Below are 12,422 nucleotides of genomic sequence, written 5' to 3' on the forward strand. Positions count from 1 at the left end.
GGCGCACGGCGCGCGCTCAGGGGCACCGAACGGCATACCCGATGGGCGTATGCCGTCACCCGGGCCGCCGACCCCGCCACCCCTTCCGCTCGGCCTCCCTGACGTGCCCCATCTTCCTTCCGCGTTCGCCGCCGCAGCGGGCCGTCGGCTGGCTACGATGCAGCCGGCCGGCACGGCGCCGGCCGCTGTCGACAGGGGAAGTCGTGGCCGCGCCGCACCGTCACCGCCATCTCACCGCGCGCGTCGTCGCCGGGCTCGCCGCCTCGCTCACGGTGGCCGTCGCCGCCGTGACGCTCTGGGGAGCCGCCCCGTCGAGCGCGACCCCGGCGGCGACCGTCACCGGGACGTCGACGGCCGACCCCACCACGACGGTCACGACGCCACCGAGCGCCACGACAACCACGACCAGCACGACCAGCACGACCAACACGGCGCCGGCAACCCCGACGGACACCCCGACGGTGACCCCGAACACGACGACGCCACCGAGCGACGGCTACGTGCGGTGGACGCGGATCACTCCCAGCACGACCTCCGTCACCCTGACCTGGACGGCGTACCACGCGTCCACCTTCATGGTCCGCCGCGACGACGGCACCGGCACCCCCACCCCGACCGGCGGCACCCTCGTCTACTCCGGCACCGAGCTCCGCGCCGTCGACACGACCGTCACGGCCTGGACCCGCTACCGCTACGTGGTCTGGGCCGACGACGGAGCCGGTGGCTACCTCAGGCCCGCGGCGGCGGTCACGACGACGTCGGTCCAGACCGTCCTCGGACTGACCGTCACGCTGACCTCGGCCTCGACGGCGACCGTCGCCTGGACGGCACCGACCGACCCCGGTGTCGCCGCCGTCGTCGTCACGCGCACGGACCCGTCGGGAGCGGTCCGGACCGTCTACTCCGGGACCGGGACCACCGTCACCGACTCCGGGCTCCTCGTCGGGCGCGGCTACTCCTACACCGCCGTGGCACAGGACGCCTCGGGCCGCTCCGGTCCCGCCGGTCTGGGCGTCGCCGTGACCCCGAAGCGCACCTGGACCACGACCGTCGCGAGCCCGTATGCCGGGTGGCCGGGAGCCCTGGCCTGCGCGACGAGCACGTGGTGCCTGGCGGTCGACAACACCGGCTCCTACCAGGTGATGTCGGGCTCGACGTGGTCGAAGGCCGTGGCCGCCTTCCCCGCGTCGCCGGACCCCGAGTGGGAACCGGTCGTCACGTCGCTGACCTGCCCCGCGGTCGGTCGCTGCTCGGCCATCAGCCTCGGGCGCGTCGTCGAGTTCAGCAACGGCGGCTGGCGGTCGGCCGGTGCGCCGTCGTCCGGCTGGACCTCGCTCGCCTGCCCGAGCACCACCTACTGCGTCGCCGTCCGGCGCGACGGCTGGTCCACGACCCGGGTGGGCACGACGTGGACCAGCCCGGCCCGCATCGGCACCCTGCGGGGCGTCGACTGGAACGACGTCTCCTGCCAGGCAGCCGCCCGCTGCTTCGCCATCGCGTCGGGCAGCTCGACCTCCAGCAGCTGGCGCGGCACCCTGACCGGCACCGCCTGGAGCACCGGCTTCCTCGCCGGCTACCAGACCGGGAGCCTGTCGAGCATCTCCTGCTCCAGCAGCACTTGCCTCGCCCTCGGTGAGGGGGTCCGCGTCATGGTGTCGGGGACGGCGTGGTCGGTCCGGTCCATGGACCCCAATCCCTCCTACGTCAGCACGAGCCAGGTCTCGTGCGCCTCGCCGACACTGTGCGTGGCCCTCAACTTCGACAGCGTCGACCGCTGGTCGGGCGGTTCCGTCGTCGAGCACTCGCGGCTGAGCGCCAACATCGGTCGGGTCCGGGCCGTGTCGTGCCCCCGCAGCGGTAGCGCGTGCTTCGCGGTCGACGACCGCGGCCGCTTCTACCGCTGGACGCCGACGTCCCACTGGGCCCTGACCGGCACGTACGTCCAGACGACCGGAGGTGTCGGTCGCGTCGGCTGCCGCACCGCGGACTCCTGCTTCTTCGTCGACCGGAACGGCTGGCTCGTCGCGTGGAACGGCGCGAGGTGGACCCGGTCGGCCAAGTACTTCACCCAGCCCGCGACCGTCCAGTGCTCGGGGCCGGGCTTCTGCATCGCGGTCGAGAACGTCAACAAGGTCTACCGCGTCTGGTCCGGCGGGGCCTGGGGCGCCTCGAAGCCGATGCCGCTCGCCGCCGCCGACGTGTCGTGCGCGAGCCCGACCCTGTGCCTCGGGGTCGACGAGCAGGGCCGCGTCAGCCGCTTCAACGGCTCGAGCTGGTCCACCCCGGTGACAGCCCTGACCTCGCAGTGGAGCCAGGCCCCAGGGGTCTCGTGCCCCGCCGGTGGCCCGTGCATGCTCGTCGCCTCGAACGGCACCTACCGCCAGTACTCCGGCTCGGGCCTGACGCCGACGAGGCTGCTGCCCTCGACCTTCCCGGCAGACGGCTCGCTTTTGTCGTGCGGCAGCCCGACGATGTGCATCGCCGTCGTCGACTCCGGCGACTGGGTGCAGTGGAACGGCTCGACGTGGACGGTGCACGCCCAGGACTTCACGGCGTACCGGCTCGGCACGCTGACGTGCATCACCGCCGACGACTGCGCGGCCACCTACGCCTACAGCAACGACGACACCCCGGTGACGTGGATCCTGGGGGCGTGGCGGACGGACGGCACGTCCTACCCTCCGGACGGGCACGGCCGGCCCGAGTGCCCGACGCTGGCGACGTGCTTCATCGGTGGCACGACGACGGTCTCCCGCTCGAGCTGAGCAGGAGACCGTCGGACCGGCCGCCGTGGACCGGGAGGGCTTATGCCGTCAGGCCGCGTGGCGCACGACGTCGAAGCGGGTGCGCGCGTGGCCGGCATACCCCGGCCCCGACGTCGCGTGCTCGACCGAGACCTCGCCACCCGAACGCGTGACGACGACGGTCGTCGTGAGGCGCTGGGCCTCGGCGCCCGGCTCGTCGTGGGTCACCGTCAGACCGTCGTCCTCGACGAGCACCGACTCCCAGCGACCGTCGACGACCGGGTCGAAGACGTGCAGCTCGACCGACTCGGGGCGGTAGCCGTCGGTCGACGCCGGCGCCTCGGTCCACATCGGGATGGCCGCGCCGGCGCGGGCGAAGAGCGGGACGCGCTCTAGCGGCGTCTCGACCGTGATCCGCTGGCCGCCGGGGTGCAGCTCGCCGGTGTGCCAGTCGTACCAGTCCCCCTCGGGGAGGTAGACGGTGCGCGACGTCTGGCCCTGCTCCGTCACCGGCGCGACGAGCAGGTCGCGGCCGAAGAGGTACTCGTCGTCGAGGTCGACGACGGCCGGGTCGTGCTGGTGGTCGAGGACGAGCGGCCGCTGCACGGGCTCGCCGGTCTCGGTCGCCCGCACGAACGCCGAGTAGATGTAGGGCATGAGCCGGTAGCGCAGCCGGACCGCCTCGCGGGCGAGGTCGTGGACCTCGGGGCCGAACGACCACGGGTACTGGTCGATGTTGTCGATCTCGGAGTGGTTGCGGCAGAAGGGAGTCAGCGTCCCCATCTGCATCCAGCGCAGGAAGAGCTCCGGGTTGGTGTCACCCTGGAAGCCGCCGATGTCGGCGCCGACGAACGGCTGGCCCGACAGCCCGAAACCGCACGCCATCGGCATGCTGACCCAGAGGTGGTCCCAGCGGGCCTGGTTGTCGCCCATCCAGTTCGCCGCGTAGCGCTGGATGCCCGCGAAGCCGGCCCGCGACAGCACGAAGGTCCGGGCCTCGGGGCGTGCGGCCTTGAGGCCCTCGATGGTGCCCATCGCCATGAGCAGGGCGTACTGGTTGTGGTAGCGCTCGTGCTTGGCCCGGCCCTTGTCGAAGAGCATCGCCTGCGGGGCGATCTCGCCGGTCGCGGGCTCGTTCATGTCGTTCCAGATGCCCGCCAGGCCGGACTCGACGTGCGTGGCGTTGAGCGCTCCCCACCACGAGCGCGCCTCGGGCGTCGCGAAGTCCGGGAAGGCGGTGTTGCCCGGCCACACCTGGCCGATGTAGGTGTCGCCGCCCTCGGTGCGACAGAAGACGTCCTGCTCCAGGCCGTCGTCGTAGACCGCGTAGCCCGGGTCGTGCTTGACGCCCGGGTCGACGATCGAGATGGTCCGGAAGCCCTGGTTGGACAGGCCCTTGAGCATGCCGGCCGGGTCGGGGAAGCGCGAGGAGTCCCACGTGAAGACGCGGTAGCCGTCCATGTAGTCGATGTCGAGCCAGATCCCGTCGCACGGGAACTCGTCGTCGCGGTAGCGCTTCGCGATGCGCTCGACGTCGGCCTGGGTGTAGGCGTGCCAGCGGCACTGCTGGTAGCCGAGGGCCCAGATCGGGGGCAGCGTGGCGCGGCCGGTCAGCCACGTGTAGCGCTCGAGGATGCTCGCCATCGACGGTCCGGCGAAGAGGTACTCGGTCCACTGCCCACCGTGGAAGGTGACGCGGTACTCGTCGTCGTGGCTGAACTCGTACTCCCCCCGGTAACCGTTGTCGACGAACGAGCCCACGGCAGAACCGGTCTCGGCGTCGCGCTGGTAGAAGAACGGGATCGTCACGTAGTAGGGGTCGAACTCGACGCTCGACATGTCGGACCGGGGGTCGGCGGCGTCGAGGCCCGCGCGGAACTCCGCCGTCGCGTGCTCGTTGAGGACGTCGGTGTTCCACATCGTGAAGTCGCGACCGCGCCGGTTGTGGTGGCCACCCTTCTCGCCGAGGCCGTAGATGGCGTCGTCGCGGCCGATCCGGCGCCGGGTCGTCCACGCGTCGTTGAGCGTCGCGTACGTCCAGTAGCGCCCCTCCGGGTCCGGGACCGACTCGAGCACCACCGACCCGTCGGTGCGGTGCACGTCGACACGGAACGGGTCGAGCCACAGCGTCACGACGAGCTCGTCCGTCACGAGCCGCCAGGCGTCCTCGCCGGGCTCGGCCCGCCACGTCACCGGCCCCTCCGGCCCGGACGCGAGCGGGTCGACGCACACGGCATACGTCGGCTTGGGGTCGAACGACCCGCCCCGGCTCAGCTGGAGGCGCACGACGTCGGGGCGCACCGCGTCGATGCGGAGCAGCTCGCCGTGCAGCCGGGCCAGGAGCCCTCGTTCGGCCTCCTCGACGGAGTCGACACGCTCGAATCGGATGAAGTGGTCGGTCCTCATGCGTCCACCCTGTCAAAGATGGACGTCGGTGACGACCACCCGTCCGCGCTCCACCGCCTCAGGCGCTCGCGACCCTCGGTGGACCCACCAGGGGATGGCGCACGGCGGCGCCGGTCACGGCCGGTGACCGCCCCGACGCGCGCAGCACGCGCACCATCGTGGTCGGGGCCAGCAGGGCCACCGGCGGGTCCTCGAGCTGGAGGACCCGGTTGAACGACCGGGTCACGGGCAGGGAGGCGTGCGCCGCGTGGATGACGCGCAGCATGTAGCCGTTGAGCTGCGCCGTGCCGACGGGGCGCGCGCCGACGGTCTGCTGGTGGCCGAAGTCCCCGCCCACCGCGATGCGCCAGGGCGCCTCGATGATGCGGGCAGCCTTGCGGTGGAAGCGTTTCGGCAGGTCGTCGGACATGATGCCGGTCCTGGCCACGACTGCGCCGAGCGCTGCGGCCTGGAGCGCGGACGACGTCATGCCCTGCCCGTAGATCGGGTCGAAGCTGCTCGACGCGTCCCCGACGGTGACGAGTCCGGGCGGCAGGCCCCGCACCTTCTCGTAGTGGCGGCGCCGGCTCGAGGGGAAGCGGTAGGTCTCGACGTCGGAGACCCGCTCGCAGTGCCGGATGAGCTGGGCCACCGCAGGGGTCGACAGGGAGGCGGCGAAGCGCTCGATCTCCACGTCCGCCGTCGGGGGCACGTCGCCGTGCACGCCGGAGAGTGTCACCTGCCACCGGTCGCCCTCGACCGGGACGACGGCGCCACCGCGGAACGTGCCCGGGTTCTCGATGCTGACGAGCAGCTTGCCCTCGAAGTCGCCGGGCGATCGGCGCAGGAAGAAGGACGTGTAGCCGATGTCGATCCCGACCGTGGTGACGGGCGGGTCGAGCACGTGCGAGGCCGCGAGGTCGTGAGCGATGCGGGAGCTGCGCCCGGAGCAGTCGACGACGAGGTCGGCCGGCCTCGGCTCGCCGTCGACGACGACCCCGGTGACCCGACCCAGCCGCAGCGTCACGGCGCCGACGGTCGTGCCGTCCTCGATGGTCACCCCGGGCAGGGCGGCCACCCGGTGGCGCACGACGTGCTCGAGGAGCGGCCGCGTCATGCCGAGGCCCGGCCGGCCCCAGTGGCCCCGCGCCCGGTAGCCGCCGCCTTGGTGCACCCACGCCTCGCTGCCGTCGACGGGGACCGCGCCGTACGAGGTCAGCTCGGCCTCGATGCCCGGGAACCACTCCCGCAGCCGCTCGAGGCCCGCGGACAGGAGCGCGTGCAGGTGCCGCCCCTGCGGCACGCGACCGCGCGGCCCCACCTCCTCGGGGAGGCGGTCGCGTTCGAGCACGACGACCGACTCGGCGTGGTCGGCCAGCGCCCTCGCCGTGAGCAGCCCGGCCATGCTGCCGCCCACGACGACGACCCGACCCGCGCGCCCCGCTGCCATGGTCCACCTCATCTCCCCGCCGGAGACGCCCTGACGGAAACGCACTGACGTAAACGCCCCGACGGACCAGACAAGGCTAGAGCTCTCGGGGTTTGATGGGGGCATGACCGAGCAGCCCGACGCGCAGGACCTCGCAGCCCAGCCGTGCACCCATGTCGCCGGTGACGAGCTGAGCCCGGCCGACCCGACGCCCGGCATGAGCCGGCAGGTGGCCCTGCACACCGCGTCGATGTGGTCGGGCACCGTCGACACCGAGGCCGGCGCCGTCTCCGGCTGGCACCACCACGGCGACCACGACACCACCCTCTACGTCGTGTCGGGTCGGATGCGGCTCGAGTCGGGCCCCGGCGGGGAGGTCGTCGTCGAGGCTGGTCCGGGTGACTTCCTGCGCGTACCCGCGGGCGCCGTGCACCGGGAGTCCAACCCGGGTGACGGCACGTCTCGCGCCGTCATCGTCCGCTGCGGGTCGGGCACCCCGACCGTCAACGTCGACGGGCCGGCCCCGGCGACCCTGGTCGACGGCGACTGAACGGCTGCACAACGGCGCGACCTGACGGCCGAGCGACCCATCGACCCATCGACCCATCGACAGGAGGGACTCGCGATGCGCGCCACCATCACCGTCACGGGCGACGCCGACCCCGCGGTCGCGTGGTCGCGCTACGAGAACCTCGCCCTCTGGACGACGTGGTCGCCGCAGATCCAGGAGGTCATCGCCGCCACGCCCCGCATCTCCCCCGGCCTCAACGGGCTCGTCGTCGGTCCGCTCGGCGTCCGGGTGCCGTTCGAGGTGCTGACCGTCGACGCGGATGCCATGCAGTGGAGCTGGCACGTGCGCTTCGGTCCCGTCCACGCGACGCTCGACCACGCCGTGCGTCCCGCACCGGGCGGGTGCAGCACCGAGCTCGTCATCGACGCGCCGGCCTTCGTCGCCGTCGGCTACCGACCGCTCGCGACTCTCGCCCTCAGGCGTCTCGTCCGCTCCGACCTCTAGCGTCCGCGGCGCGGCACGTGTCGACGAGCTCGCGCAGCGCGCCGTCGACGTCGGCGGCGTGCTCGAGCGCCGTGACCTCCCGGTCGGCCCCGTGGACGCGTATGCCGTGTGGCATCGCCGAGCTCGCGACGAGCGGCAGCGGGTCCGCCTCCGGATGGCGCAGCGACACGTCCTCGCGGTCGAACCGACCGACGTAGACGGGCTCGACCCCGCGACCGTTGCGGGTGTGCCTCACCACGACGACGTTGACGTCGTCGGTCGCCGGCGCGAGGCTGACGACCTGTTTCGCGGCGGCGAGGACGGCCGAGGCGAGGCCCGCGGCATACACGACGTTGCGCTCGCGCGCCGTCCGGGGACGCCACCCGGCACGCCCGGCCGGGCCGTCGTCCCGCTGCTCCTCGGCGACGATGCCGATGGTCGGGAAGCGCACGAGCACGGTGACGTAGTCCCGGCCGGTCACGGGGTCGGTCCCCGCGTCGAGGCACGTCACGTCGCTCGCGGAGAGGCGCAGCGCCTCGTCGACCACCGCGACGACGGTCGCCGGGTCGTGCGACCTCAGCAGCTGCCAGGCACCCGCCGCCAGCGCGGCGCGCCGCTGGGTCAGGAGCCGGCGTGCCACGTTGCTGGCGCGCACGAGCGACTCGGCGCGCTCGGCCGCGAGCGTCCTCAGCTCGGCGGACCGGGCACGCGGGAGGCCGGGAGCCGTGGCCCCGAGGGCGTCGAGCACCCGGTCGCGGATGCTCGCCTCCTCGGCACCCGAGAGCGGCACCGGCGCAGGCACCGCAGGTGGGTGGATCGTGACGAAGCCGAGGCGGTGCAGCGACCGGAGGTCTCGTTCGACGGCCAGGGCCGCGTCGCGGTCACCGCCCCGGCGGGCGTCCAGGGCCCGGCGGGCGAGGTCGTGGATCGACAGCGGCGACTGAGCGTGGCGGTCGTCGTCGAGGCGTGGCCCGTGGAGGCGCTCCGGGTCACTCGCGCGCCCCCCGAGGAGCCGGCGCAGGCCACGGGGCCGCGCGGCGGTCACGTCCCGGCTCCCTCCGCGACCGTCGCCGCTCGATGTCGACGGATGGGCGACGAGCAGGGCCGTCGCGGCCTCGATGGCCGGCGTCATGACCTCCGCGAGCGCCGCCGCGACCGGTCCCCCGACCCGGAACTGGACCCGCAGCCCGGAGGGGTGCGCCACGAGGCGCAGGAGCGGGGACAGCCGGATCCCGGGTGCCAGCACGCCCGCGGTCTCCGACTCATCGCTGGTACCCGTCGCGACGTCGGCGGGAACCTCACCCACGAGCACCCCGGCGGACCCGTTGAGCACCGAGCCGTTGACGGCAGATCCCTCGAACGCCGCCCCGTTGATCGCTGGCCCATCGAACGCTGGCCCCTCGAGCGCAGGTCCGCTGGAGGCCCAGCCGTCGGACGCCGAGCGGGAGCTGGAGACGGCGTCGGTGTGACCGCCGGGCTCGTAGTACTCGCGCCCGGCCTTGGTCGGCGGGCGGTCGCCGGCCCCGACGACGTAGGCCGAGCCGGCCTGCCGCCCTCGCCCGGGGAAGAGCGCAGCGAGCGACACCGTGGACTGCGCGGCCACGGTGCCGACGGGGAAGGAGACCTGGCCCGTGCGGATCCGGCCGCGACCCTCGCCGCCGACCGCACGGCCATCGTGTCCGGTTGCGCCGGCGCCGTCACCGGACCCGGGGACGCGCTGCGGGGAGGCCACCGACCAGAAGGCCCAGTCGGCCGGAGGCTCGGGCCAGTCCGGCTCGGGCAGCCAGTCGGCGTGCGGCACCCACGTCGGTGGCGGCATCGGCCACCCCGGCGGCGGGTTGAATCGAATCGTCACAGCACGGCCCCCTCGGCCACCCCTCATGGCCCTCCCCGCCGGGCAACGTCGCACCACGGGATCGCGGCGGAGGGATGGTCCGGAGTCCGCGCACCCGTCGTCGCACTGTAGCGCCGCAGCCACCCCCACGGCCCCCTACCGTCGAAAGGCCACATCTGGCCCTCGCTCACCCGTCGAGAGGCCACGAAGGGGCGGTCAGGTCACTCGGCCGCCGCCTCGCGTTCCGTCTTGGGTGCCGGGTCGGATGCCGTGTCGGACGCCGTGGCCGGGTCGCCATGGGTGCCCCGATCGCCGACGGTCTCGCGATGGAACTCCGGGTCCGTCTCGCGATCGATCTCATCGGCGAGCTCGCTGTCGAACTCGCGGTCGATCTCATCGGCGAACTCGCTGTCGAACGTGTCGGCTCCGTCGAGGCCGGTCTCGGCGTGGCCGTCCGGTGCGGCAGCCGTCAGCGACTCGGAGTCGCCGGCCAGCAGCCCGTCGAGGGCTCCGTCGTCGAGCGCCTCGGCGCAGAGCCGGACGATGTCCATGACGTCGGCCTCGGGAGACACGGCCACGAGGTCGTGCGCCGAGCCCTCGAACTTCAGGGGTCGGACCGCCGAACCGAGCAGGAGCGGCACCGGGTCGGCGTGCGAGGGCCGCAGCGTGACGGCCTCACGGCTCAGGCTGCCGACGTAGATGGGCTCGAGGCCCTCGCCCGTCTCGAGCGGTCGGACGATGACGAGGTGCACGTCGTCGGCGGCGACGGCGACCGAGATGGCGCGTCGGGCAGCCGCGAGGGCGAACGACGCGAGGCCGCTGAGGTAGAGGGCGTTGCGCTCCGCGCGGGTGCGCCGACGCAGCATCCGGCGGCCGCTCGACGAGAGCCCCGGCCCGCGCTCGGCGACGATGTCGGCGGACGGGTAGCGGGCGACGATGGTGACGTAGCCGCGGGCCGTGTCGGCGTCCCACCCGGCGTCGACGCAGGTGCAGCCGCAGCCGGCGGCCTCGAACTCCGCCTCGAGCTCGGCGATGACGGCGCACCGGTCGTGACCGGAGAGCTCGTTCCACTGGTCGTCGAGCGCGGCGGCGCGATGCTGGGCGATGACGACCTGGGCGAGGTCGAGGGTTCGGCTGAAGCCGTCCGCCTCGGTCTCGGCGATCGCCTTGGCCTTGGTGCGCGCCGCGCGCTTGAACACCGACACCTGGGGCAGGGCAGCGCGGAAGGCCTTGCGCTCCAGCAGGGCCCGCTCCTTGGCGGGCATCGCCGCGGCCTCGGGAGGTTCGGGCCGACGACGCGGCGGGTGGTTCGCGAGGTGGAACGAGGTGAACGACTCCTCGATGGCGCTGAGCGCGTGCAGGTCTCCGGACGCCTGGGCCTGTCGGGCGCGGGTCTCGAGCTCGGCGAGCGTCAGGTGCTCGCCCTGGTCGGGGCCGGTGGTTCCGGAAGGGGTGCGCGCGCCGACGCCGGTGCCGACGTGCGTGCGGGCGGGGTCGTCGAGCGACGCCCGGAGCCCGGACGTGGTGGAGCTGAGCCGCACCTCGGGTGCGACCCTGAGCAGGACCTCCACCTCAGAGGTCCAGTCGACCGGCAGAGGCGAGCAGCCCGTCCAGCTCCCAGGCGCTCTCCGCACCCGCCCGCTGACGCGCGGGCTCGGCCACGGGGCCGGGAGACGTCGCAGCGACGAGCGAGTCCGCGCCGGCCCGGGCGCGCAGCCCGGCCAGCCAGCTCCCGCGGTCGGTGCCGTACGAGGCGGCCCCCGAGACCGGCTCCGCGACCTGCGCGGACGTCTGGAGTGAGGTCTGCGGCGAGGCGTACGTGGCTGCCGTCGAGCGGGGCGCGGTGCCGAAGCGGGGCGTGCCGGCCGTGCCCGCGTCGGGCCGACTCGGCTGCTCGACGAGCCAGAACGTCCAGCCGCGCGGGGGCGTCGGCCAGCTGGGGTCGGGCATCCAGTCGTCGTCCGGCACCCACGACGCCGACGGAACCGGCCACCCCGGAGGAGCGTTGAAGCGCACCGACATGTCTACCCCTTTGACCCGAACCCTCACGGGACCGACCCTGACCTCGGCCCTCAGCCGCACGCTACGACCAAAGCCGGTCAAAGTCTCCGAAATGGACAAAAACACCCCGCGCCCGCAGGTGCCCGGCGCGCACCCCCTCAGGGGCGGTTCGGGGGTGGCTCCGGGTCGACCCCGATGGGCTCGATCGCCCCCGGCCGCCACGCTGGACGCATGACGACGAGCACGCTCATCCCCGCCCGCCCGGGCGGCACCGCGACGGCCGACACGGCATACGAGGCGTATGCCGTGTCGCCCACGAGTGCGACCGAGGTGGCCTCGCCGACGCGCGCCGTCGTGGATCGCGTGCCGCTGCTCGCCCTGCTCGCCCCGCTCGTGCTCTTCACGCACGGGATCGTCAGCTGGGTCGACGGGCTCGACAGCCTCGACGACACGGGTGTCCTCGGCGGCCTGGGCGGCCTCGAGGCCGCGCGTGAGGAGGGAGCGCTGTCGGTCGCAGCCGGCATCCTCCTCGTCGCCTCGGTGTCCGGGTTCGCCTGGCTGACAGTGGCGCTCGGCGCCCGGCTGCGATATCTGCCCCTGGCCCTGCCGACAGCCGTGCTGGCCGCGTTCGGCGCGGGAGCCACGGGTGCCGTCTGGGTCGGTCACGTCACCGGCCTGCTCGGCGACACCGTGCCGGCGGCGCTCTCGTCGGGTGGCGCGGTGCTCACGGGCGTGGCCCTCGCGGTCGTGCTGGTCGCTCTCGCCGTGGAGGGTCGACTGCCGGTCGGTTCGGTCGTCGTGGCGGCGGTGGCCGCGGGAGTCCTCCTGCTGCCCTGGGGTCTCGAGCCGCTGGGCGCCGTCCTCCTGCTCATCGCCTCGGGACCGCTGACGAGGCAGCCAGAGGTGGGCTGATCCCGGGTTCGACCGAAACTGCCGAGGTCTCTCGACGAGCGAACCGGCCAGTAGCCCCCGAGGATGTCGAGGTGCGCCCGGAACGGGCGCATGCACCAGTCCCTCACACCATGGGAGCTCACA

The 12,422-nt window shown here is 73.5% G+C and carries 9 protein-coding genes; 4 read left to right on the top strand and 5 right to left on the bottom strand.

Features of this window, described 5'->3' with window-relative positions:
- Positions 1-203: 203 nt before the first annotated feature.
- Complete coding sequence (locus tag TAE01_RS13210) at positions 204-2,765, top strand: fibronectin type III domain-containing protein (RefSeq protein ID WP_147067187.1); 2,562 nt, start codon at positions 204-206, stop codon at positions 2,763-2,765.
- 48 nt (positions 2,766-2,813) lie between these two features.
- Here TAE01_RS13210 and TAE01_RS13215 read toward each other — a convergent pair whose 3' ends face one another.
- Entirely contained in the window at positions 2,814-5,150 is a 2,337-nt protein-coding gene (locus tag TAE01_RS13215; RefSeq protein ID WP_147067189.1) for a glycoside hydrolase family 31 protein, read from the bottom strand.
- Between the two features lie 58 nt (positions 5,151-5,208).
- Positions 5,209-6,579: an FAD-dependent oxidoreductase gene (locus tag TAE01_RS13220; protein WP_186815196.1), complete on the bottom strand. Its 1,371-nt coding sequence runs from the start codon at positions 6,577-6,579 to the stop codon at positions 5,209-5,211.
- Positions 6,580-6,682: 103 nt separating this feature from the next.
- Between TAE01_RS13220 and TAE01_RS13225 the strand changes: the two genes are divergently transcribed.
- Complete coding sequence (locus TAE01_RS13225) at positions 6,683-7,108, top strand: cupin domain-containing protein (protein WP_147067193.1); 426 nt, start codon at positions 6,683-6,685, stop codon at positions 7,106-7,108.
- A 75-nt stretch (positions 7,109-7,183) separates the two neighbouring features.
- Positions 7,184-7,573: an SRPBCC family protein gene (locus TAE01_RS13230; protein WP_147067195.1), complete on the top strand. Its 390-nt coding sequence runs from the start codon at positions 7,184-7,186 to the stop codon at positions 7,571-7,573.
- Here TAE01_RS13230 and TAE01_RS13235 read toward each other — a convergent pair.
- The 3 genes from TAE01_RS13235 to TAE01_RS13240 all read right to left on the bottom strand — a co-directional run bounded on the left by TAE01_RS13235 (position 7,545) and on the right by TAE01_RS13240 (position 11,408).
- Complete coding sequence (locus tag TAE01_RS13235; protein WP_147067197.1) at positions 7,545-9,407, bottom strand: hypothetical protein; 1,863 nt, start codon at positions 9,405-9,407, stop codon at positions 7,545-7,547. The genes TAE01_RS13230 and TAE01_RS13235 overlap by 29 nt on opposite strands.
- Before the next feature lie 200 nt (positions 9,408-9,607).
- Positions 9,608-10,957, bottom strand: a complete 1,350-nt coding sequence (locus tag TAE01_RS20555; RefSeq protein WP_186815198.1) for a hypothetical protein — start codon at positions 10,955-10,957, stop codon at positions 9,608-9,610.
- 1 nt (position 10,958) lies between these two features.
- Positions 10,959-11,408, bottom strand: coding sequence for a hypothetical protein (locus tag TAE01_RS13240; protein ID WP_186815199.1), 450 nt, complete (start codon positions 11,406-11,408; stop codon positions 10,959-10,961).
- A gap of 210 nt (positions 11,409-11,618) precedes the next feature.
- Here TAE01_RS13240 and TAE01_RS13245 point away from each other — a divergent pair, with 210 nt between their 5' ends.
- Entirely contained in the window at positions 11,619-12,299 is a 681-nt protein-coding gene (locus TAE01_RS13245; protein WP_147067201.1) for a hypothetical protein, read from the top strand.
- The last annotated feature ends 123 nt before the right edge of the window (positions 12,300-12,422 follow it).

Source organism: Terrabacter aerolatus (genome assembly GCF_007991735.1).
GTDB classification, from domain to species: domain Bacteria; phylum Actinomycetota; class Actinomycetes; order Actinomycetales; family Dermatophilaceae; genus Terrabacter; species Terrabacter aerolatus.

Excerpts from the sequence above, each read along its gene's own strand:
- TAE01_RS13215 (WP_147067189.1), bottom strand. The coding sequence starts at position 5,150 with ATGAGGACCGACCACTTCATCCGATTCGAGCGTGTCGACTCCGTCGAG.
- TAE01_RS13220 (WP_186815196.1), bottom strand. The coding sequence starts at position 6,579 with ATGGCAGCGGGGCGCGCGGGTCGGGTCGTCGTCGTGGGCGGCAGCATG.
- TAE01_RS13225 (WP_147067193.1), top strand. The coding sequence starts at position 6,683 with ATGACCGAGCAGCCCGACGCGCAGGACCTCGCAGCCCAGCCGTGCACC.
- TAE01_RS13230 (WP_147067195.1), top strand. The coding sequence starts at position 7,184 with ATGCGCGCCACCATCACCGTCACGGGCGACGCCGACCCCGCGGTCGCG.
- TAE01_RS13240 (WP_186815199.1), bottom strand. The coding sequence starts at position 11,408 with ATGTCGGTGCGCTTCAACGCTCCTCCGGGGTGGCCGGTTCCGTCGGCG.
- TAE01_RS13245 (WP_147067201.1), top strand. The coding sequence starts at position 11,619 with ATGACGACGAGCACGCTCATCCCCGCCCGCCCGGGCGGCACCGCGACG.